General features: G+C 72.3%; 22 protein-coding genes and 1 riboswitch. Of the genes, 11 read left to right on the top strand and 11 right to left on the bottom strand.

What is annotated here, in order from left to right; all coding sequences use genetic code 11:
- Nucleotides 1-120: 120 nt before the first annotated feature.
- The 4 genes from DEI96_RS16110 to DEI96_RS16095 are packed head-to-tail and all read left to right on the top strand — an operon-like array spanning nt 121 to nt 4245.
- Nucleotides 121-1266 carry an ABC transporter substrate-binding protein gene (locus DEI96_RS16110; RefSeq protein WP_111024097.1) on the top strand — a complete coding sequence of 382 codons (1146 nt, stop codon included), beginning with the start codon at nt 121-123 and terminating at the stop codon, nt 1264-1266.
- Nucleotides 1267-1271: 5 nt separating this feature from the next.
- The gene (locus tag DEI96_RS16105; RefSeq protein ID WP_258372878.1) at nt 1272-2267 is read left to right on the top strand and encodes an ABC transporter permease; all 996 of its coding nucleotides are present in this window, start codon (nt 1272-1274) and stop codon (nt 2265-2267) included.
- On the top strand, nt 2264-3178 hold the full coding sequence (locus DEI96_RS16100) for an ABC transporter permease (RefSeq protein WP_111024099.1): 915 nt from the start codon (nt 2264-2266) through the stop codon (nt 3176-3178). The genes DEI96_RS16105 and DEI96_RS16100 overlap by 4 nt, the downstream gene beginning before the upstream one ends.
- Nucleotides 3175-4245 carry an ABC transporter ATP-binding protein gene (locus DEI96_RS16095; RefSeq protein WP_111024100.1) on the top strand — a complete coding sequence of 357 codons (1071 nt, stop codon included), beginning with the start codon at nt 3175-3177 and terminating at the stop codon, nt 4243-4245. The genes DEI96_RS16100 and DEI96_RS16095 overlap by 4 nt, the downstream gene beginning before the upstream one ends.
- A gap of 142 nt (nt 4246-4387) precedes the next feature.
- Here DEI96_RS16095 and DEI96_RS16090 read toward each other — a convergent pair whose 3' ends face one another.
- Complete coding sequence (locus DEI96_RS16090) at nt 4388-4867, bottom strand: NUDIX hydrolase (protein ID WP_111024101.1); 480 nt, start codon at nt 4865-4867, stop codon at nt 4388-4390.
- Between the two features lie 60 nt (nt 4868-4927).
- Between DEI96_RS16090 and nagB the strand changes: the two genes are divergently transcribed.
- Nucleotides 4928-5713 carry a glucosamine-6-phosphate deaminase gene (gene nagB / locus DEI96_RS16085; RefSeq protein WP_111024102.1) on the top strand — a complete coding sequence of 262 codons (786 nt, stop codon included), beginning with the start codon at nt 4928-4930 and terminating at the stop codon, nt 5711-5713.
- A 160-nt stretch (nt 5714-5873) separates the two neighbouring features.
- Here the strand turns inward: nagB and DEI96_RS16080 are convergent, their stop codons facing one another.
- Together DEI96_RS16080 and DEI96_RS16075 are read right to left on the bottom strand one after the other, a co-directional pair.
- Entirely contained in the window at nt 5874-7049 is a 1176-nt protein-coding gene (locus DEI96_RS16080) for a MalY/PatB family protein (protein ID WP_111024103.1), read from the bottom strand.
- A gap of 44 nt (nt 7050-7093) precedes the next feature.
- Complete coding sequence (locus DEI96_RS16075) at nt 7094-7666, bottom strand: TetR/AcrR family transcriptional regulator (protein WP_111024104.1); 573 nt, start codon at nt 7664-7666, stop codon at nt 7094-7096.
- Between the two features lie 77 nt (nt 7667-7743).
- Here DEI96_RS16075 and DEI96_RS16070 point away from each other — a divergent pair, with 77 nt between their 5' ends.
- The 5 genes from DEI96_RS16070 (at nt 7744) to DEI96_RS16050 (ending at nt 13943) form a co-directional block, all read left to right on the top strand.
- Complete coding sequence (locus DEI96_RS16070) at nt 7744-8634, top strand: SDR family NAD(P)-dependent oxidoreductase (RefSeq protein WP_111024105.1); 891 nt, start codon at nt 7744-7746, stop codon at nt 8632-8634.
- Between the two features lie 101 nt (nt 8635-8735).
- On the top strand, nt 8736-11183 hold the full coding sequence (locus DEI96_RS16065) for a GH92 family glycosyl hydrolase (RefSeq protein WP_258372881.1): 2448 nt from the start codon (nt 8736-8738) through the stop codon (nt 11181-11183).
- A 66-nt stretch (nt 11184-11249) separates the two neighbouring features.
- Nucleotides 11250-11528 carry a hypothetical protein gene (locus tag DEI96_RS16060; protein WP_111024107.1) on the top strand — a complete coding sequence of 93 codons (279 nt, stop codon included), beginning with the start codon at nt 11250-11252 and terminating at the stop codon, nt 11526-11528.
- A complete protein-coding gene (locus DEI96_RS16055; protein ID WP_111024108.1) occupies nt 11525-13396 on the top strand; it encodes an alpha/beta hydrolase in 1872 nt (623 codons plus the stop codon). The genes DEI96_RS16060 and DEI96_RS16055 overlap by 4 nt, the downstream gene beginning before the upstream one ends.
- Before the next feature lie 100 nt (nt 13397-13496).
- Complete coding sequence (locus tag DEI96_RS16050; protein WP_258372882.1) at nt 13497-13943, top strand: hypothetical protein; 447 nt, start codon at nt 13497-13499, stop codon at nt 13941-13943.
- A 34-nt stretch (nt 13944-13977) separates the two neighbouring features.
- Here the strand turns inward: DEI96_RS16050 and nagA are convergent, their stop codons facing one another.
- The 6 genes from nagA to DEI96_RS16020 form a co-directional block, all read right to left on the bottom strand.
- Nucleotides 13978-15144: an N-acetylglucosamine-6-phosphate deacetylase gene (gene nagA / locus DEI96_RS16045; RefSeq protein ID WP_111024110.1), complete on the bottom strand. Its 1167-nt coding sequence runs from the start codon at nt 15142-15144 to the stop codon at nt 13978-13980.
- Nucleotides 15141-15548, bottom strand: coding sequence for a YrdB family protein (locus DEI96_RS16040; protein WP_111024111.1), 408 nt, complete (start codon nt 15546-15548; stop codon nt 15141-15143). The genes nagA and DEI96_RS16040 overlap by 4 nt, the downstream gene beginning before the upstream one ends.
- 8 nt (nt 15549-15556) lie before the next feature.
- Complete coding sequence (gene purU / locus DEI96_RS16035; RefSeq protein WP_110861849.1) at nt 15557-16417, bottom strand: formyltetrahydrofolate deformylase; 861 nt, start codon at nt 16415-16417, stop codon at nt 15557-15559.
- A gap of 81 nt (nt 16418-16498) precedes the next feature.
- Nucleotides 16499-17875: an MFS transporter gene (locus DEI96_RS16030; protein WP_111024112.1), complete on the bottom strand. Its 1377-nt coding sequence runs from the start codon at nt 17873-17875 to the stop codon at nt 16499-16501.
- Between the two features lie 111 nt (nt 17876-17986).
- Nucleotides 17987-18421 carry a MarR family winged helix-turn-helix transcriptional regulator gene (locus tag DEI96_RS16025; RefSeq protein ID WP_220039132.1) on the bottom strand — a complete coding sequence of 145 codons (435 nt, stop codon included), beginning with the start codon at nt 18419-18421 and terminating at the stop codon, nt 17987-17989.
- A gap of 55 nt (nt 18422-18476) precedes the next feature.
- Nucleotides 18477-18932 carry a MarR family winged helix-turn-helix transcriptional regulator gene (locus DEI96_RS16020; RefSeq protein ID WP_111024113.1) on the bottom strand — a complete coding sequence of 152 codons (456 nt, stop codon included), beginning with the start codon at nt 18930-18932 and terminating at the stop codon, nt 18477-18479.
- 75 nt (nt 18933-19007) lie between these two features.
- Between DEI96_RS16020 and DEI96_RS16015 the strand changes: the two genes are divergently transcribed.
- The gene (locus tag DEI96_RS16015; RefSeq protein ID WP_111024114.1) at nt 19008-19880 is read left to right on the top strand and encodes an NAD(P)H-binding protein; all 873 of its coding nucleotides are present in this window, start codon (nt 19008-19010) and stop codon (nt 19878-19880) included.
- Nucleotides 19881-19922: 42 nt separating this feature from the next.
- Here the strand turns inward: DEI96_RS16015 and DEI96_RS16010 are convergent, their stop codons facing one another.
- On the bottom strand, nt 19923-20396 hold the full coding sequence (locus DEI96_RS16010; protein ID WP_111024115.1) for a DUF2017 family protein: 474 nt from the start codon (nt 20394-20396) through the stop codon (nt 19923-19925).
- Entirely contained in the window at nt 20393-20698 is a 306-nt protein-coding gene (gene clpS, locus DEI96_RS16005; protein ID WP_111024116.1) for an ATP-dependent Clp protease adapter ClpS, read from the bottom strand. Before clpS ends, DEI96_RS16010 begins: the two co-directional genes overlap by 4 nt.
- A 38-nt stretch (nt 20699-20736) precedes the next feature.
- Nucleotides 20737-20821, top strand: a riboswitch (ZMP/ZTP riboswitch).
- Nucleotides 20822-20892 lie beyond the last annotated feature (71 nt).

Below are 20892 nucleotides of genomic sequence, written 5' to 3'. Positions count from 1 at the left end.
CCCGCTGTTCCGCCGTCGTTCACCACCGGAGCACGGGCCGGAAACCGGCCGCGTCCACGATCGACCAGAACCCGGACACCCGGTCCCCGCAGCACCTTCCCCCACCCGAAAGGCCCACCCGTGCAGCACAAGCGCACCCTGGCCGGCATCGCCCTGGCCGCCGCAGCAGTCGTCACCCTCGCCGGATGCTCGGCGACGAGCTCGGCGACCGCCGGCTCCGGCGGCGACGCCGACTGGAAGACCACCACCAGCGCCGAGTCCGCCGGCGGCATGGACGCCCTGGTCAAGGCCGCCAAGGCCGAGGGCCAGCTCAACGTCATCACGCTCCCGCCGACGTGGGCCAACTACGGCAAGATCATCGACGGCTTCACCAAGAAGTACGGCATCAAGATCAACTCCGCGAACCCGAACGGCTCGAGCGCCGACGAGGTCGCCGCGGTCAAGTCGCAGAAGGGCCAGTCCACCGCCCCCGACGTGCTCGACCTCGGGAACGCCGTGCTGCAGGAGAACCTCGACCTGTTCGCCGACTACAAGGTCGCGAACTGGGACGACATCCCCACGAACCTGAAGGACGAGGACGGCGCCTGGACACGCGACTACACCGGCCTGATGTCGATCGGGTACGACTCGTCGAAGATCTCCGACGCCCCGAAGGACATGACGGACCTGCTCGGCTCCGAGTACAAGGGCAAGGTCTCGATCGGCGGCGACCCGACGCAGGCGAACCAGGCCGCGTCCGCGGTGTACCTGGCGGCGCTGGAGAACGGCGGCTCGGCCGACGACATCACCAAGGGCGTCGACTTCTTCGGCAAGCTCAAGCAGGCCGGCAACTTCCAGAACGTGCTGCCGACGCAGGCCACCGTCGCCTCGGGTGAGACCCCGGTCGTCGTCCAGTGGTCGTACAACAACCTGGCCTGGGGCCCGGCAGCGGGCGCGAGTGGCAACAAGGACTGGAAGACCGTCGTCCCGAAGGGGCAGGCGCTCGGCTCGTACTACTCGCAGGCCATCAACAAGGACGCCCCGCACCCCGCGGCCGCCCGCCTGTGGGAGGAGTACATCGCCAGCCCCGAGGTCCAGAACCTGTACCTGCAGGCCGGCGCCTTCCCGTCCACCCTCGCCGCGCTGACGAAGTCGGGCAAGGTCGACCAGGACGCCCTCGACGCCGCCGGTGGCGCACCGAAGGACTACGTCGAACTGACCGACGCGCAGGTCGCCGACGCCGCCAAGGTGCTCAAGGCCAAGTGGTCCTCGACGATGGGTTCCTGAGCAGCATGACCACCGCATCGGCAGACGCGCCCGCGGCGAGCGGCACGGCCGCGACCGACGCCGCACCGGCGACGAGCGCGACGAGCCCCGTGCGCCCGACGTCCGCACGAGCGTCCGCCGATGCCGTCCGACGCGGCGCCGGACCCCGTGTCCGGCGCCGCGTCGGCCTCGCCTGGCTGGGGCTGACCCCCTTCGCCGCCTACGTCCTGCTGTTCCTCGCGGTCCCCGCCGTGATCGCGATCGGCAGCGGTTTCTTCGACGGCTCCGGAGCGTTCACGTTCGCGAACCTCGCGGCCTTCGCCGACCCGTCCGTGCTGCGGGCGTTCGGCGGGTCGTTCGGCCTGTCCGCCGCCTCCGCGGTCATCGGTGCCGTGCTCGGCGCGGTCGTCTGCTGGGCCCTCTCGGCACTGCGGCCGGACGGACTGGTCCGGTCGATGATCGACTCGGCCGCGAGCGTCCTCGCCCAGTTCGGCGGGGTCATGCTCGCGTTCGCGTTCATCGCCACGATCGGCGTGCAGGGCCTCGTCACGACGTGGTTGGTCACGGTCTTCCACGTCGACCTCAACGCGGACGGCGCCTTCCTGTACACGGTGCCCGGGCTCGTGATCCCCTACGTCTACTTCCAGGTGCCGCTCATGGTCCTCACGTTCATGCCCGCACTCGAGGGCGTCAAGGCCCAGTGGGGCGAGGCCGCCGCGACCCTCGGCGCCTCGCGCCTGACGTACTGGCGCCGGATCGCGTTGCCGGTCCTGGCGCCGGCGTTCTGGGGGTCGCTCCTGCTGCTCTTCGCGAACGGCTTCTCGTCGTTCGCCACCGCCGCGGCCCTCATCTCGCAGGGCGGCATCGTGCCGCTGACGATCCGCACGCAGCTCACCAGCGAGACGCTCGCCGGCCTGCAGAACGTCGCCGGGGTGCTCGCCTTCGGCATGGTCGTCGTGATGGCGGTCGTGATGGGCGCGTACTCGCTGCTGCAGCGCCGTGCCGCACGGTGGCAGCGATGAGCGCGGCGGCCCCGGTCCGGCCGGTCCGCCCGGCGAAGCCGGTTCGGCTCGGAGGCCCGTCCCGCGTCCGCCGCTTCGGCACGGCCCCGTCCCGTGGTGCGGCAGCGATCGTGCTCACCGTGATCGGGCTCCTGTTCGCCGTGCCGCTGGTCGCCCTGCTGCAGTTCACCTTCCGGCAGGGCACCGACGGCGGGCTCACCTTCGCGCACTGGGCGGCGATCGGTGACCCGGCCAACGCGTTCACCTACCAGCCGGTGTTCGACGGGCTCGGGGCGTCGCTGCTCATCGCCGTGATCACCGTCGGGATCGTGCTGCTCGTGCTGCTGCCGGCCCAGATCATCACCGCGCTCCGCTACCCCAGGCTCCGGAGCATCCTGGAGTTCGTCTGCATCGTGCCGATCACCGTGCCGGTCGTGGTGCTCGTCGTCGGGTTCATCCCCGTGTACCAAGTCGTCTCGCAGGTGTTCGGGTCCGGCTCCTGGACGCTGGCGTTCGCGATCGGCATCATCACGCTGCCGTTCGCGTTCCGCCCGATCGCCGCGGCCATCACCGCGACGGACCTGATCGTCCTGTCCGAGGCGGCTCGCTCACTCGGTGCCTCGTGGTGGACCGTCACCTGGCGCGTGCTCCTGCCGAACCTGCGTCGGGGCATCACCGCCGCGTGCTTCCTCACGATCACCGTGGTCCTCGGCGAGTACACCCTCGCCGCGTTCCTCTCCCGCAGCACGTTCCAGACCGGGCTCGTGCTCGTGCAGGGGACCGACCCGTACGTCGCCGCGATCTTCTCGGTCGCCGCGCTCGCGTTCGGCTTCGTGCTGCTCGTCCTCATCGGCCGCATCGGGACCCGTCGCACGGGCCGAGTCCGCCGCACCCGCACCACCCGTCGTCCCCGCCTCGAGGAGTCCGCATGACCGTCACCGCTCCGGCAGCCCCGGCGTCCCTCGCCACCACCGGTGCCGTCGTCGAACTCCACGCCGTCGAGAAGCACTACGGCGCACACCGTGCACTCGCGGGACTGTCCCTCCGCGTCGAGCCGGGGGAGTTCGTCTCGCTCCTCGGCCCGTCCGGTTGCGGCAAGACGACGGCGCTCCGCGCGCTCGCGGGCCTCGAGGCCATCGACGCCGGCTCGATCCGCATCGACGGTCAGGACGTCGCCGACACCCCGGTCAACAAGCGCGACATCGGCATGGTGTTCCAGCAGTACTCGCTGTTCCCGCACATGACGGTGCGGCAGAACGTCGCCTTCGGCCTCGAGATGCGCCGGGTCCCCGCCGCAGAGCGCAAGAGCCGCGTGGTCGAGGCCCTCGACATGGTCCGCCTCGGCGAGTTCGCCGAGCGGTACCCGCACCAGCTCTCCGGCGGGCAGCAGCAGCGCGTCGCCCTGGCCCGCGCCCTGGTCACCCGCCCCCGGGTGCTCCTGCTCGACGAGCCGCTGTCGGCCCTCGACGCGAAGGTCCGGGTCTCGCTGCGCGACGAGATCCGCCGCATCCAGAGCGACCTCGGCATCACCACCGTGTTCGTCACCCACGACCAAGAGGAGGCGCTCGCCGTCTCCGACCGGATCGCGGTGATGCAGGCGGGCGACATCGAGCAGGTCGGCACGCCCGAGGAGCTCTACCGCACCCCGTCGTCGGCCTTCACGGCGGACTTCGTCGGTCAGTCGAACCGGCTGCAGGGCGACCTGCGCGGGGGCGACGTCTTCGTGTACGGCTTCCGGGTGCCGGCCCTCGACTCCTCGGCTCCGGACGGGCCGGTGCTCGCCTACGTCCGGCCGGAGGACATCGCCTTCGCCCCCGAGGGCATCACCGGCGCCGTCGTCACCTCGAGTTTCCTCGGCTCGATCCGCCGCACCACCGTCCGCCTGGACGACGACACCGTCGTGACCGTCCAGCACGAGGTCGGTGACCGCCGGGCGACCGGCGACCCCGTCGCCGTGCGCCTGCTCGGCGCACCCGTGGCGGTCGCGCCGCTCGCGTAGCGGCGGCTGCGGCGGCGACGTTTCGCGCTGAGCGACAGTCCTCGCGCGGCCAGACGCGTGGACTGTCGTTGTGCCCGAAACGACGGGGGACGCGGACGGGAGGCCCGTGGCGGCCTGGCACCGCGCCTCCAGGCCGGTGGGGTCAGCGCTGGAAGCGCGCCTCGCGCTCGTCCGCCAGCCCGGCCTCGACGCGTGCCCGCATGTTCTCCGACATGTCGGGCAGGGCGTCGAGCCGAGCCCAGAACGCCTCGGTGTTCTCGCCGTCGGCGGGGTTCGGCGTGCCGGAGACGTACCGGCAGGCGAAGACCAGGTCGAGGTACTGCGACCGGTCGCCGTTCGGGTAGGTCATCTCGGGCAGCACCTGCACCCAGGCCAGGCGTTCGGCGACGGCGACGACGTCGGCTTCTTCCAGGACCTCGCGTTCGGCGGCGACGGCGGGTTCCTCGCCCGGGTCGACGATCCCGGTGACCGGGGTGTACGCGCCCGTGTCGGCACGCCGCACCACGAGCAGTTCGCGATCGGTGCCGGAGCCGCGGGTCACGATGGCGCTCACGCCCGACAGCCAGAGCGGCGCCGTACCGATCTTCTCGCGCAGGGACAGGACGAAGTCGGGGGTCGGCATGCCTCCACGCTACCCACACGACCCCTGTCGCAGACTGGTCATGACCAGTAGGCTTGCCGTGTGGAGATCATCATCCTGCCCACGCCGGACGAGGTCGGTCGCGTCGCCGCGGCCAAGATCGCGTCCGTCGTCGCCAAGAAGCCGTCCGCCGTCATCGGTCTCGCCACCGGATCCAGCCCGCAGGGCATCTACACCGACCTGCAGCGCCGGGTGCAGGCGGGCGAGATCTCGTTCGCCGAGGCTCGTGGGTTCGCCCTCGACGAGTACGTCGGCATCCCACTCGAGCACCCCGAGTCGTACGCGGCCGTGATCGCCCGCGACGTCGTCGAACCGCTCGGCTTCGACGCCTCGCGCGTGCGGGTGCCGGACGGCCGTGCCGCCGACCTGGAGTTCGCGGCCAAGGAGTACGACGCCGCGATCCGTGCCGCGGGCGGGATCGACGTGCAGATCCTCGGGATCGGGGCCAACGGCCACATCGGGTTCAACGAGCCGACCTCGTCGTTCGCCTCGCGTACCCGCATCAAGACCCTCGCGCCGTCGACCAGGGACGCCAACGCGCGCTTCTTCGACTCGCCCGAGCAGGTCCCGACGCACTGCATGACGCAGGGGCTCGGCACCATCCTCGAGGCCCGCGAGCTCGTCCTCGTCGCCCAGGGTTCGTCGAAGGCCGCGGCCGTCGCCGCTGCGATCGAGGGGCCGCTCAGCTCCTTCGTGCCCGGTTCGGCCCTGCAGCTGCACGAGCACGCGACCGTCGTCGTCGACGAGGAAGCCGCCGCCGGGCTGCAGCTCGCCGACTACTACCGCTACACGTACGCCAACAAGCCGGCCTGGCAGCGGTTCGAGTAGGCGCTGCGCCCTTCTCTCCACTCACACGCCGGCGTCTTGCCCCGGCGCCGCCGAAGCGTCGAGACGCCGCCGAATCCCGCGGTGTCTCGACGCTTGCGGGGCGTCGAACGCACACGCCGGCGTCTCGCGGCAGCCACACGCCGGTCGACGCAGCTCGGGTTCAGGCCCGAGCGGCTGCGGCGAGGCGGCTGAGTCCCTCGTCGAGGGTCTCCGCCGAGCACCCGAAGTTCAGCCGCGCGAAGCCCCGGCCCTGCCGTCCGAACGCCGGGCCGGAGCCGAGCGCCACCTTCGCCCGGTCGACGAGCTCCGCCGCGGGGTCGTCGCCCCACGGCAGCGCCCGCAGGTCGAGCCACGCCAGGTACGACGCCTGCGGCTGCCGGTACTCGGCGCCGGGCAGCACGTCGCCGATCCGCTCGGCCAGGGTGCGCCGGTTCGCGGCCAGTTCGGTGAGCAGCGACGCCAGCCACGGCCCGCCCTCGCTGAAGGCCGCGACGCTCGCCGTGTAGCCGAGGATGCCGGTGCGCTCGACGACCTCGGTCGGCAGTCCGTCGAACCACGCGCGGGCCCGCTCCGAGGCGCCGATCATCATCGCGCACTTCGTGCCGGCGAGGTTCCAGGCCTTGCTCGCACTCGTCAGGGCGACGCCGAGCGACGCGGCCTCGGGGCAGGACTCCAGGAACGGCGTGAACACCGCGTCGGCGTGCACGAGCGGCGCGTGGATCTCGTCGGACACCACGACGGCGTCCCACTCGGCGGCCAGGTTCGCGAGTGCGACGAGCGACTCGCGGTCGTGCACCAGGCCGAGGGGGTTGTGCGGGTTGCAGAGCAGCACCGTGCGGGCTCCGTCGGCGAACGCCTGCGCGAGGCCGTCCAGGTCCATCCGCCAGCCGGCCGTGGTGTCGAAGGGGTCGGCCGGGCCCGCGGGGGCGAGCAGCGGGACCTCGGTGACGGTGCCGCCGGCCTCGGACACGTACTCCCAGAACGGCGGGTACACGGGCGGCATGATGACGACCTGGTCGCCCGGCTCGATGACCCGGCGCAGCACCTCGACCGCCGCGACCGACACGTCCGTGGTGGTGCGGACCAGGTCGGGGTCGACCCGCCACGCCCACCGGCTCTCGGCGAAGTCGGCGAACGCCTCGGGCAGGGCCCGGCCGTGCCCGACGTACCCGGTGTCGCCGTTCGTCACCGCCGTGACCAGCGCGTCGCGGATCGGTTCGGCGAGCATGCTGTCCATCTCGGCGACGAACATGGGGAGCACGTCCGGCGGGTAGGCCGTGTACTTCTCGCTCGTGCGGGACCGGTACGCATCGAAGACGGACACCATGACGCTCATGCGCCCATCCTGACAGCGAGGCACGCGGGGCGCGAGGGTGGTGGTCAGGCCGGGCGGAGGCCCGCCAGCAGCACCTCGACGTAGCGCTCGGGGTCGTGCACCCGGGAGCCACCCGCCACGGCGGCCACCCGCATCCCGCACAGCAGCCGTCGCAGGTCGTCCGCGTCGACGTCGGCACGCACGAGCCCCTCGGCCCGTGCCCGCATGAGCAGCGCGTCGACGGACTCGACCAGGTCGCCCGCGAGCGCCGCGGTGTCGGCGCACGAGAACCCGCCGTTCGTCAGCAGGTCACCGAGGGCCGCGTCGTCGACCATGCCCCGGAACGCAGCCGTCACGACCCCCCGGAGCGCGTCCGCCGCGTCGGGCAGCGCGACGGCGACACGGACGAGGTCGAGCATGTCCTCGAGCGCGTCGATCGCGAGCGCCTCGAGCAGGTGCTGCTGCGACGGGAAGTGCCGGTAGGCGGTCCCGACACCCACACCGGCCTCGTGTGCAACGGCGTTGAGGAGCGGCTGCTCGCCCCGCTCGACGAACGACCGGGCGACGTCGAGCAGCGCGGTCCGGTTGCGTTGCGCATCGGAGCGCAGCGCTTCGGGTCGGGCCATCGCGATCGTCATACGGACACTCTATCCGCTTGTGCTAGCGTTCCGGATGGATCATCCGATTCCGTACGACGATTGAGCAGGAGACGACCATGGACACCTTCGAGTGGGAACCGTCCGCGATGCCCGACCAGCACGGCCGGACCGTGGTGGTCACCGGCGCGACCGGCGGACTCGGTCTGGTGGTCGCGACCCGACTCGCAGCCGCCGGAGCACGCGTCATCGCGGCGGTCCGCAACCCCGACAATGCGGCTCGCGTCCTGCCCGTCGGCCTGGAGGCGCGGGTCGTCGACACCGCATCGGTCGCCTCGGTCACGGCGTTCGCCCGGCAGCTCGCGGCGGACGGCATCGTCGTGGACGCCCTCGTCAACAACGCCGGCGCGACGCTCGGCGCGTTCGCGCTGACCGACGAGGGCATCGAACGCACCTGGGCCACCAACGTCGTCGGGCCGGCCGTGCTCGCCGACGCGATGCTCCCGGTACTCGGCGGACCGTCGCCCCGGGTCGTCCTCGTCGGGTCGAACCTGTCGCAGCGCACCCGCCGCGTGCCCGCACCGGGCGGGGTGGATGATCCGAGCGACTACTCCCAGCTCGCCGTGTACACCGACTCGAAGACGGCGGCGACGGCGCTCGCGGTCGACCTCGGTGAGCGGCTCCGCGCGGCCGGCTCGGACGTCCGCTCGGTCATCGCACACCCAGGCATCGCGGCGACGGGGATGAACGACCAGGCCGAGACCCTCGCGCAGCGCCTCGGCGGCATGATCGCCCGCAGCATGGCCCGGACCGCGGAGGACGGCGCTCGCTCGACGCTCTGGTCGGCCACCGCGCCGGACGTCGCCGAGGGGGTGTTCGTCGGGCCGGCGCTGCGTCGGGGTGACCGGCGGCTGCACGTCGTGCCCGTCCGCGGGGCCGCCACCGACCCGGTGTTCCGGCAGCGGGTCCGCACCTTCGTCGACGAGGTCGCCGCCCGCACCATCGTCTGACCGGGCGGGGCGGGGCCCGACGCCGAACCCGACGTGAACAGCGGGAGAGCGCTCGGTGACGCGGGCGGCGTCCCCCGTCCGAGGGGGCTAGCGTCACGGACGTGAACCGATCTCGCGTGCACCGTCGCCCGCTCGTCCGTCCGCTCCCGCTCGCCGCGGTGGCCACGATCGCCGCACTGCTGGGCACGGCGATCGTCGCCGCGCCGGCCGTGGCCACGCCCTCGACGCAGGCCGGGCGCACCGTCAGCGATCCCGCGCGGTACGTCGACCCCTTCATCGGCACGAGCAACAACGGCAACACCTGGCCCGGGGCCACCGCGCCATTCGGCATGATGCAGTGGAGCCCCACGGGCACCGCGGGTGACCAGACGTCGACCCCGGTCGCGAACGGCTACTCGTACGACGTGAACCGGCTGCGCGGCTTCAGCCTGACGCACCTGAACGGTGCCGGGTGTGCGCCGGGTGCCGCGGGAGACGTGCCGATCATGCCGGTCACGACCCCGGTCACGACCTCGCCGTCAGCCGACTCGAAGGACGCCGTCTACGCCGCCGGGTACTCGCACGACCAGGAGTCCGCGAGCCCCGGCCGCTACGGCGTCACGCTCGACAACGGCGTCCGCACCGACCTGGCCGTGACCACCCGTGCCGGCGTCGGCGCGTTCACGTTCCCGGCCGGCAAGGACGCGAACCTGCTCTTCCGCACGTCGAACTCGATCAACGGCAGCGAGGCCGCGGTCACCCGCGTCGACCCCCGCACCCGCACGGTCAGCGGCAGCGTCCTGACCGGCGGCTTCTGCAGCCGCCGCGCGAACGGCGGCGGCGCCACCAACCCGGACCGCCGCAGCTACTACCGCCTCTACTTCACCGCGACCTTCGACACGGCGTTCGCGAGCACCGGCACCTGGAAGGACGGCACGGTCCAGCCTGGAGGCACGTCCTCCTCCGGTGGGGAGGGCTACCTGACCGGCGCCGACCGCGCCGGACGCGGCTCCGGCGCGTGGGTCGGGTTCGATGCGCGTCGCGGAGCGACGGTGCAGGCGAAGATCGGCATCTCGTACGTGAGCGCGGCCGGAGCGGTCGCGAACCGTGACGGTGAGGTGACCAAGCGCTCGACCGTCGCCAGCGTGGCGGCCGGCACGCGGGCCTCCTGGAACCGTGAACTGTCGCGCCTGCGCGTCGGTGGCGGCACGGCGGACCGGACCACCCAGCTGTACACGTCGGTCTACCACGCACTCATGCAGCCGAACACGCTGAACGACCGCGACGGGCGCTACCTCGGGCCCGACCTGCGCGTGCACCGGATGGACCGCGGACACCGGGCCGTCTACGGCACGTACTCCGGGTGGGACCAGTACCGGGCGCAGATCCAGCTGCTGGCCTTGCTGCGGCCGGACGTCGCCGGGGACATGGCGCAGTCGATGCTGCGGTTCGCCGAGCAGAACGGCGGGGTGTGGGACCGGTGGCTGCACCTCGGAGCGCCGACGCACGTGATGACCGGCGACCCCTCGGCCGCGACGCTCGCCACCTGGTACGCGATGGGCGTCCGGAACTTCGACGTCCGGGCCGCCTACGCCTCGCTCAAGCGCCAGGCGACGGCCGAGAACGCGGACGCCGAGAGCGACATCGGGTGCCCGGGGCAGTGCCTGGCGCAGCGGCCCGCACTCGACGAGTACCTGGAGCGCCAGTACGCGGCGAACGACGACTGCTCCTGCTGGGGTGGTGCGGCCGAGACTCTCGAGGACTCGATCTCCGACAGCGCGCTCGGGTACTGGGCGGGTTCCCTCGGGCTGCGGTCGGACGCCCGGATGTTCGCGGAGCGGGGGACCTACTGGAAGAACACCTTCAACGCCGCCGTCGGCTACCAGGCTGCTCGTCAGGCCGACGGATCGTGGACGCCCGACTGGTCGCCCTCGACCGGCACCGGGTTCGCACAGGGCACCAGCGCGCAGTACACCTGGCTCGTGCCGCAGGACGTGCGGGGCCTGTCGAGCGCGCTCGGCGGTGACGACGCCGCAACCGCTCGGCTCGACGAGTTCTTCCACGACAGCACCGGTGCGTTCGCGGTGACCGGTGGCGACGCCACGAAGTTCGACCCGACGAACGAGCCCGACATCCACACGCCGTGGATGTACAACGCGCTCGGCAAGCCCTGGAAGACGCAGGAGACCGTGCGGCAGGTCGTGGACGACGCCTACTCGACCGGCCCAGGCGGCCTGCCGGGCAACGACGACCTCGGCACCATGAGCGCCTGGTACGTCTTCGCCTCGATCGGCCTGTTCCCGCAGACGCCCGGGCGAGCGGAGATGCTCGTCGGCAGCCCGACGTTCAGCACGGTCGACATCCGGCGCTCCAGCGGCGAGCGGATCGTCATCCGGTCCTCGGGGACCGAACCGTACGTGCAGGGCGCGCGGTTGAACGGGTGGACGCACGAGCGGTCCTGGGTGCCGGCGTCGTTCGTGACGCGGGGCGGCGCATTGTCCCTGCGGGTCGGGGACGCGGCGGACACGAGCTGGGCGAGCGGCGAGCGGGGGCGTCCGATCGACCACTGAGTTCGCTTGACACACCGTACTTCAGCGGTGATATGTTGACCTCCTCGGGGAACACGAGGGGGCACCATGGGGGATCTGACGGTCGATCTGCCGACCATGCAGGCGGTCGCGCGAGCGGCGGGGCAGGCGGTCACCGACCTCCGCTCTGAGCGCCCGTTGTCCGACTCGGACGGCGGTGCGTTCGGCTCGGGGGCGGTCGAGTCCGCGTTCGTCGCGTCGGCCAGGGCGCACGACGCGATGATCCGTTCCCTCGGTGACGACGCGGACACGCTGCGCGAGTACGTGACCGCGGCCGCCGAAGCGGTCCTGCGTGCGGATGCCGACCTCGCCCGGCGGGTCCGGTGAGCGCGGACCCCGTCGCGGGCGACCCGGACGGCATCCAGCGGATCGCCCGTCGGCACGACGACCACTCGGACACGGTCCGTGACGGCGCCCGGCACGTGCTCGTCGCCGCGGAGCACGCGGCGTCCGGCTGGGCGGGGCGGGCGCAACAGCGGTTCCTCGTGACGGCGGCGGCGATGCCGGCGAGTGCCCAGCGCGTCGCGGCGCGGCTGGACGCGGCGTCGGCCGCACTCGCCACCTACGCGCGCCAGGTGCGGGAGATCCAGGACGACGCCGCGAGCCTGCAGACGACCCGGCGGAACACCGCGGACGACATCGCGGCCAACGAGCGGGCGATCCGCGATGCCACCGTGGTGGCGTCCGGACCGGATGCGGTCGAGTCGGACCGTGCGCTCCTGCAGCAGCTGGAGCGCAGCGGCGAGTGGTTGGCCGGGCTGGATGCTCGGCTGGCGGCGCAGTGGGACGAGCTCGTCGCCCGCCGAGCCGCAGCCGACCGAGCGGCAGCCTCCGCCCTCGAGGACCGGGCGGTGCTCGGCAAGCTGGTCTCCGCCACGGTCGTGTCCGCGATGAGTGACGGGCAGTTCCTCACCTGGCTCGGCACGCTCGACCCGGAGACCGTCGCCGCGCTCGGTGACGACGCACGGGTCGCCAAGCGGCTCGCCGGACTCGACCCTGCGCAGGTGGCCGGGTGGTGGCAGGCGATGTCGGGCGTCGACGGTGTGCCGTCCGCGGTCCAGCGGGCGTTCGTCGCGGCGATGCCGGCGGTCATCGGCACCCTGAACGGCGTCGCTTCCTGGGCGCGGGCACGGGCGAACACGACGGTGTTGGCTGACCGGCTCGCACACGCGCGGAAGCAGGTCCGCCACTGGCGTGGACGGCACGACGCGGCCCGGAACCCGGCCGAAGCGGCGAAGGCGCGGGAGCAGCTGCTCGTCTGGGAACGGCAGCGCGACGCCTACCGGAACATCCAGGACACCCTCGCGGCCAGCACCGTGTCACTGGTGTCGCTCATCGATGACCGACCTCCGCTCGCGCAGATCGTCGCCGGCGACCTCGACCGTGCCACGCACGTCAGCGTCATCGTGCCGGGCATGAACACCGCGACGTACCAGGACGGCACGGTGCAGGACTACAGCGCGATCGCCCGCGGGATGCGTCGTGAGGAGGCCCGTGTGGCTGGGATCCGCCGCAGTGACATCGCCGTCGTGTCCTGGATCGGCTACCACCCGCCGATGGCCGACGACCCGTCCTTCCGGACCGTCCTGGCGGACGACCGAGCGCGAGCGGGCGCCGAGCGACTCGTCGCCGACCTCGACGGGTTCCACGCGGCACGAGCGGCTGCCGGGCGGGACGCCGACCTGACCGTCATGGGGCACTCCTACGGCACGACCGTGGCGACCATCGCCCTGACGAAGACCCACGCCGACCACGTGGTGCTGCTCGGCTCGGCCGGTGTGACGGACGCCGTACCGAACGCGTCCGCGCTGCACGTGCCCGAGGGGCAGGTCTTCGCCAGCCAGGGCGCGAAGGACGGCTGGGCCGTCACCGGGCAGAACCTGTCCGGTCGGCGTGACCCGACCGAGTCCACGTGGGACGCGCACGCGTTCAGCTCCGAGACCGAGGGTCGTGGGTCGGGCACCCTGCACGGCGTCACCCGCCACGGGCCGTTCGACGGCGATGACGACGACGGCAGGTACTCCTACTTCGACAACGGGACCACCGCCCAGCACAACGCTGCACGAGCGGCGATGGGACTCGGAGACGAGATCCCGGAGCGCGGCGGCCCCTTCGATCGGATGCGGCAGCAGACCAAGGACGACTGGCTCATGTACGGCTGGCAGACCGGGGGCACCGGTGACCCGATGCTCTGAACCGCGGGGCGCCGCCCTCGCCGGAGCCCTGGTGGTCACCGCGCTCCTTGCCGGGTGCACCGGCCCCGTCCCGCACTCCCCGATGCAGAAGGACACGTCGATGAACGTCGAACAGTCGCACCAGGACGTCCTGGACATCTTCGCCGCCGTGCGCTCGGTCGTCGGGCAGGAGGGTTGGGGTGACGAGGACCCAGGGTGGAACCTCTGCGGAGGTGATGGCGAGGACGCTGCGCAGTACACCTACGCGAGCACCCGGAGACTTCCGCTCCCGGGCACGCCCGATCAGGTTGCCGAAGGAGTCGCGAGGGCACTCGCGAACATCGGGTACGAGGGCGCGCGTGTTCAGCACGACACGGAACTCTCGCCGGAGCGGACGGTCATCAGCTACCCGAAGGGGTACCTCGGTGGGACAGCAGCAGACGGGTTCGCCATCTTCTTCCAGGCGTTCGATTCGTACGCGGACGTGTCCATCGACGGGCACTGCGTCCCGGGCCGGGCCCCACGGTTCGGTGAGCCCCTCAACCCCCGCCCGACCGACCTGCCGTGACGTGTCCGAGCGAGCCGTCTGCGCCGTGCGCGCTTCAGCGCAGCTCGCGCCCGCCGCCCCAGACGCGCTCGACCTCGAGCGACGGCGACAGCGCCACCAGGTCGGCGGCGAACCCCGGCGCCAGCCGACCCAGACGGTCGCCGAGCCCCAGCGCGCCGGCCGGCACGCTCGTCAGCGCCGCCACGGCCTCGGGCAGGGTCCGCCCGGCGAGCGAGACCGCGTTGCGGAGCGCCACGTCCTGCGTCAGCGTCGACCCCGCGATGGTCTCCGTCCCCGCCACGTGTGCGACGCCGTCGGTCACCGTGACGTCGAGCGACCCGAGCCGGTACGACCCGTCCGCAGCGCCGGCGGCACCCATCGCATCGGTGATCAGCGCCACACGACCCGGCGTCGCCCGGAAGAGCGTCTCCGCCACGACCGGGTGCACGTGCACGGCGTCCAGGATGAGCTCGAGCGTCACACGGTCGTCCGCCACGGCAGCGCCGATCGGCCCCGGTGCGCGGTGGTGCAGCCCGGGCATCGCGTTGCACGCGTGGGTCAGGATCGTCGCCCCGGCGTCGAAGGCGGCACGGGCCTGGTCGTACGTGCCGACCGTGTGGCCGACGGCGACCGTGACGCCGGCCGCGACGAACCGGCGGACGGCGTCGAGGGCTCCGGGCAGCTCGGGCGCGATCGTGACCTGGCGGATGACGCCCTCGCCCGCTTCGAGCAGCGCGTCGACCGCGGCGGGTGTCGGGTCGATCAGGAACGACTCGTTGTGCGCACCCTTGTTGTGCGGGGACAGGAACGGTCCCTCCAGGTGCACGCCGAGCACGAGCGGGTCGCTCGCCATCACGGCGCGGACGCGGGCCAGCGACGCCGTGAGGGCGGGGACCGGGTTCGCAACGAGCGACAGGACGGAGCGGGTCGTGCCGTGCGAACGGTGCATCGCGAGCGAACGGTCGAACGAGTCGTCTTCGTACGCCTCGGTCGCCCCACCGTGCCCGTGCAGGTCCACGAAGCCGGGCGTCAGGACCGCGTCGCCCAGGTCGACGACCCGGTCGGCGGCGGGGGCCTCGGGGCCGGAGCCGGTCGCGTGGATCGTGTCGCCGACGACCAGGACCCAGCCGTCGGCCGTGGTGCCGGCTGCGTCGACGACGCGGGCTGCGCGGACCAGCGTGCGCTGGGCCTCCTGGCCGGTCTGGAGGCCCGTGGTGCTCATGCGGTCTCCATGCGGAACGCGATCAGGCCGCTCAGGGCGGCGATCACGATGAAGACGATCCCGACGACCGGGTGCCCGATGGAGATCCAGGTCGCGCCTGCGGCGACGACCAGGGCGACCTCGACGATGGTCTTGCCGACGATGTCGGTCTCGATCGGGGACCGCGGCGACCGGAAGAAGTACCAGACGACCGCGGCGAACAGCGGGGCGCCGACCATGAACAGGTAGCCGGGGAGCGGGAGCTGCCACGACCAGTAGCCCCAGAAGGCCAGGGACAGCAGGCCGAACACCATCACGGCGATCCGCAGGACCATCCAGGCCTCGAATCGCCGTCGCGGCTGCCGGACGGCTGCCGGGTCGGGAACCGATTCCCAGTCGACGGGGGACTGCGGGGCGTTGGTCATGGTGCTGCCTACTTGAAGATGATGGTGCGGGCGCCGTCGAGCAGGACGCGGTCCTCCGCGATCCAGCGCACCGCCTGGGTGAGCGTGCGGGACTCCTCGTCCTGCCCGATGGACACCAGCTCGGCCGGTTCCTTGGTGTGGTCGACGCGGACGACGTTCTGCTCGATGATCGGGCCCTCGTCGAGGTCGCTGGTCACGAAGTGCGCGGTCGCCCCGATGAGCTTCACCCCGCGGGCGTGCGCCTGCCGGTACGGGTTCGCGCCCTTGAAGCCGGGCAGGAACGAGTGGTGGATGTTGACGGCACGGCCCTCGAGCGCGGCGCAGAGCTCGGGCGACAGGATCTGCATGTAGCGGGCGAGGACGACGAGCTCGATGTCGTGCTCCTCCACCGCCTGCAGCACGCGTCGCTCCATCTGCTCCTTCGACTCGGCGTCGGTGACCGGGCGGTGCTCGAACGGCACGGAGTAGAACGCGGCGAGCTCGGACAGGTCCGCGTGGTTCGACAGCACGAGGGGGACCTCGATCGGCAGCTGTCCACCGCGCTGCCGGTAGAGCAGGTCGTTCAGGCAGTGGCCCGCCTTCGACACCAGCACGAGGGTGCGCAGCGGACGCCCGACGACGTCGAGCTGGACGCGGGCGTCGTAGCGGGCGGCGACGGGGGCGAGCGCTGCCTCGAAAGCGGCGCGGTCCACCGGCGCCATCACCTGCAGCCGCATGAAGAACGTGTTCGTGTCGGCGCTGGAGAACTGCTGCGACTCGGTGATGTTGCCCTGGGCGGCGACGATCGCTCCGGAGACGGCGTGCACGATCCCGGGCTGGTCGTCGCAGACGAGCGTCAGGGTCCAGTGCGTGGGGGTCGGGTCGGTCACCGGATCAGGGTACCGGCCGCGGGGGAGGTGCTTCGTGAGCAGGAATGGTCGAGTGCGTCGCGGCGACTCGACCATTCGTGCTCACGAAGCGTCAGGCGCGGGCGCAGCGTCGGGCGCGGCGGTAGTGGGGCGCCCGGCGTCGGCGTCCCGCAGGCGGCGGTCCGCCAGGGTCAGCACCGTCAGGAGCACCGCGACGCCGAGGATCACCCACGCCAGCACGTGCAGGTCCGGCGTCGTCGGGGCCTGGCCGAACACGCCACCGATGAGCGAGGACGCCGCGATCGCCCCGATGTACACCGCGGTGCGGGACAGCCCGGCCGCGGTGCCGATGTACTCCGCGGGGACGAGCCGGTACAGCGCCGCCTGGTTCGACACCGACGCCAGGGCCTGTGGCACCCCGAACAGCGCCGGGGTCAGGGCGAGCAGGACGACGGGCGACCCGGTGTGCAGGAAGAGCAGGAGCACACCGCCGACGATCGGCACCAGTGCGGCGACGACGAGTGGCCCGCGGATCGCCGTCTTGCGTGCGACCACGAACGAGGCCACCCCGGCGACGATCGCGGCCGGCAGCTGGATGTACCCGGCGACGTCGCTCGGGTAGCCCGCGACGTCCTGCACCCACTGCGAGAACCCGTAGGTCATCGTGTAGGCGAGCAGGTACGTCAGGAACAGGCGGCCGTACGTGCGGGACAACGCGCCGTTCCGGGCGAGCAGCCGTACGTCGACGAACGGTCGCACGGCCCGGAGCTCCCACGCCACCAGGGCGCCGAGCAGCACGACGGCCACCGCGAGCAGCCACCACAGCCCGGCGGACAGGTCGAGCAGGAAGACGAGCAGCGCCGAGACGGTCCCGGTCATCAGCACCATGCCGAGCGGGTCGAGCGCCTGCAGTACCGGTAACTCCGCGTCGTCGCGCGGACGCAGTCGGTCGGACGGCAGCCAGAGCGTCGCCACGACGATGCCGAACACCGCGAGCGGCACGTTCACCAGGAAGATCGCGTGCCAGCCGAACGCGGCGATGAGCGCCCCGCCGAGCGGTGGGCCGGCGGCAGCGGACACGAGCGACGTGATCGACAGCGCCCCGAGCACGAGCGGCGGCGTGGGCTTCCCGATCCGGACGGAGTGCTGCCGGAGCGTGGTGAGTGCCGCCGGGTACGCCGACGACGTCCCGATGCCGATGAGCACCCGGGCGAACACGGCGCCGCCGAACCCGGTCAGCACCTCGGGCACCACCCCGGCGATCCCGACGACGACGAGCCCGGTCAGGAACACCTTCTTCGGGCCGAACCGGTCGGCGAGCTTGCCCATCGTGGGCTGCGCGATCGCACTCGCCAGGTACAGGGCCGCGACGAGCCAGATCGCCTGCGCCGCACCGATGCCCAGGTCACGGGAGATCGGGGTGAGGGCGACCGACACCATCGTGGTGTTGATCGGGTTGAGCAGGGGCCCGACGAGCACCGGGATGAGGAGCTTCGGGCCGAAGCCGCTGCCCGTGGTCGTGTCGGGGGTCGTGGTGGTGGACGTGAGGGCGCTTCTTCCGGTTGCAGGATGGGACGAGGGGTGCGCGGATCAGGGATCGACGATCGGCCCGAGCAGGTCCATCGCCCGCGCGACGACGCGGCGGTCCGCCTCGGGCAGGGTCGCGAGCCGCTCGGCGAGCTCGCGGTTCCGCGCGGCCCAGGCGGCCTGGCGGGCGTCCCGACCGGCCGCCGTCGCGCTGACGATCGACCGCCGGCCGTCCGTCGGATCGGGCTGCCGCTCGGCCAGGCCGAGGTCGACCAGGGCCTGGACGGTCGCGCCCATCGACTGCGGTCGGACACCCTCGGCTCGGGCCAGGTCGGCGATGGTGGCCGGCCCGTGCCGCAGCAGGCGTCCGAGAGCGGCGGTCTGCGACGCCGTGACGTCGTCCGACTTCGAGGCCAGCAACGACCGCCGCAGGCGTCCGTGCATCGTCAGGACGGCGTCGGCCAGGTCGGTCGGGTCGGTCTCCGGTGTGTCGGTCACGCCCGGAGGCTAGTCTGTCACCAGCCCGCCTTGCAAGTTTGCCTTCTGATGTTGCTCAGGGAACGGCGGACCCGTCGTCGCCCGCGTCCGGCTCGAGCAGCGGGAGCAGGGTCGCCGAGATCGGTTCCGCACCGTCGCCGAACCACGCGTTGCTCGCCCGGACGATCGGGTGGGCGCGTGCCAGCAGCGCCTCGCCCTGGTCGGTCAGCCGCATCCGGGAGGCCCGTCCCCGGCCCGGTGCGGCGCCCCGCTCCACGAGTCCCCGCGTCGAGAGCCCCCCGACGAGCGTCGTCATGCTCTGCGGTCGGACGCCGACCGCTCGCGCCAGGTCGGCCTGGCTGAGCTCGCCCGCCGCCGCGAGCTGGATGAGCGCCCCGAACTCCACGGGCGTCAACCCGAGCGGCGCCAGCTCGGCCGCGAGCCGCCGGGAGAGCGTCCGTGCGGCCCGGATCACCGTCCACGCCACGATGCCGTCGACGTCGTCGCTCGGGGCTGGGAGTTCCTGGGGCACGGGGCGATCGTACCGGCGTACGTTCTGGTATCAGGAAACTGATACTAAAACGGATCAGTGGGACGAGGAGCAGACATGGGCGAGATCGTGGCGGTCACCGGCGTGACCGGGGACGTCGGGGGCAAGACCGCGGAGCTGCTGCGGGCGGCCGGGGTGACGGTGCGAGCCGTGGTCCGGCGGCCCGAACAGGTCGACGCGCTCCGGGCGCGGGGCATCGACGGACGTCTGGCCGACCTGGACGACGAGGACGCGCTCACCGCGGCGCTCGAGGGGGTCGACCGGTTCTTCCTCGTGACGCCGGTCAGCCAGCGGCAGCGCGAGCAGGGCACCACCGGGGTCCGTGCGGCGCAGCGTGCAGGGATCGGCCGGATCGTGCAGCTGTCGGGCGGGGACGCCGCCGAGCACTCCCCGATGTCGTGGGCGAGCGCCGCCTGGCACATCGACCGGCTGGTGCGCGAGAGCGGGCTGGCGTGGACGATCCTGCACCCCTCGTCGTTCATGACGAACGTGCAGCCCTCGGCGCCGGCGATCCGACGGGGGTGGTTCCCGCACACCACCGGCCGCGGGGTGATCGGCTGGATCGACACCGAGGACATCGCCCGGACCGCCGCCCGGGTGCTGACGGAGGACGGCCACGACGGCACCGAACCGGTGCTCACCGGGCCGGATCTGCTCGACGCGCGGGGTGTCGCCGCCGCGCTCGCCACCGGGCTCGGCCGACCCGTGCGCGCCCTGCACCTGCCGAGCCGGGTCTACGCCGGCGTGCTGCGCCTGAGCGGGGTGCCCGCCTGGCAGGCCGAGGGGCTCCGGCAGCAGTTCGGCCGGGTCGTCCGCCGCGGCCTCGACGGCGTCGACGTGATGAGCGACGACGTCCTGCGCATCACCGGCACCGCACCCCGGAGCCTGGCCGACTGGGCGCGAGCCCACCGCGACGACCTGCTGGGGTGACCCGCCGCACCGGAGGTGATCCGAGCCTCCAGGCCGTGGCCGTCAGCGCGACGTGAGCGTGACGACCAGGTGTTCCTGCACGTAGCCGAGCCAGTCGTAGACGTCGCGCAGGCCGACGCCCGCGTCGGCCTCGACCGAGCGTTCCTCGTCGTCGGCGTCCTCGATGCCCAGCCGATCGGCGATCGTCAGCCGCAGGTCGGTGAGGGTGCGGAGCCACGCCTGCTCGTCCTCGACGTCGAGCGAACCGTCGCGGGTGCCCGTCAGCCAGTCGTGCACGATCGAGGCGTTCGTCGTCTTCTGCGTGAGCAGGTCGGACTGCGTGTACTTCCGGAACTCCGCGCTCGCCTCGTCGTCGCCGGGGTAGGCGTCCGGGAACATCCGTTCGCTGATCGGGTCGGTGGACAGGTCACCGCCGAGCACCTGCCGCAGCTGCTCGGTGAGCGAGGCGAGCAGGTCGCGCTCGCCGGAGGACAGGCCGAGGTGGACGCCGTCGGCGCGGCGGACGAACGGGATCACGTTTCGGGGGCCTTGTCGACGGTCGCCTGCAGCCCGTAGCCGTGCATGGACTGCACGTGGGCCTCCATCGACTCGCGCGGGCCCGTCGCCACGATCGCCCGGCCGTCGTCGTTCACCTGGTGCATGAGCCGCTCGGCCTGCTCGCGCGAGAACCCGAAGTGCCGCTGGAAGACGTAGGTGACGTACGACATCAGGTTCACCGGGTCGTCCCACACCACCGTGACCCACGGGGTGTCCGCCCGCGCACTGGTCCGTTCGTCCGTGGTGGTCCGTTCGTCCACGTCGGGCGAGAGCAGCGTCATGCATCCAGGGTGACACAGGGTGCGGTGGCTCGGTACGATCGTGAGGTCGCGACTGGCGTTGGATGGGTCACCATCGGGGAGCGACAAAGACACGGTGCGCGGCCGTACGCCTGGGCTGCACCGACCGACCGTCCGAGTGCGACCAGCTGGTCGTCCGCACACCGTAGGAGTCCCGTGTCCATTGCCGATCTGCC

The organism is Curtobacterium sp. MCLR17_031, from assembly GCF_003234775.2.
GTDB classification, from domain to species: Bacteria; Actinomycetota; Actinomycetes; order Actinomycetales; family Microbacteriaceae; genus Curtobacterium; species Curtobacterium flaccumfaciens.
This window is presented reverse-complemented; position numbering and strand designations above follow the sequence as displayed.